This window comes from Pseudomonas sp. HMSC066A08, from assembly GCF_001813025.1.
Taxonomy (GTDB): Bacteria; Pseudomonadota; Gammaproteobacteria; order Pseudomonadales; family Pseudomonadaceae; genus Pseudomonas; species Pseudomonas aeruginosa.
In genome coordinates this window covers 1-459 of the sequence record NZ_KV811350.1, presented here as the reverse complement: position 1 = coordinate 459, position 459 = coordinate 1, and the positions used below count along the sequence as shown (strand labels likewise).

Here is a 459-nt window from a genome sequence, read left to right as displayed (position 1 = left end):
ATCGGTTTGAACAGCATATGTACGCAATTTATTGCGTACCGGGTTGGCTACCACCCGGCACTTGGGCCGTCACTGTTCGGGCAGCTTTATATGCCCTTCGACTGGTGGCGATGGCTGTTCAAGTTCTACGACTCAGCGCCCAATTCCTACAACTATGCCTTTGTGATTTTCGCGCTCGGCGTGCTGGTCGGCCTGCTGACCTATGTTCTCTGGATCGGCTTCAAGACGCGCAGCTCGCGTAAGCATGAAGACGTTCACGGAACGGCACACTTCGCCACGCTGGACGAAGTACGCGAAACCGGCCTGCTACCCCGTGAGGGCAAACAAGGGCAGGGCGTCTACTGCGGGGCCTATGACGACCCCGAAACAGGCACCACGTACTACCTGCGGCACGACGGCCCGGAACATGTTTGCGCACTTGCCCCGACCCGTTCGGGTAAAGGTGTGGGCCTTGTCATT

1 protein-coding gene is annotated in these 459 nt (G+C 58.2%); it reads left to right on the top strand.

Annotation, left to right across the window (positions count from 1 at the left end; genetic code table 11):
• Window positions 1-90: 90 nt before the first annotated feature.
• Window positions 91-459, top strand: a 369-nt coding sequence (locus HMPREF2886_RS27280; protein WP_256562589.1) for a type IV secretory system conjugative DNA transfer family protein, incomplete at its 3' end; no start/stop codon positions are given.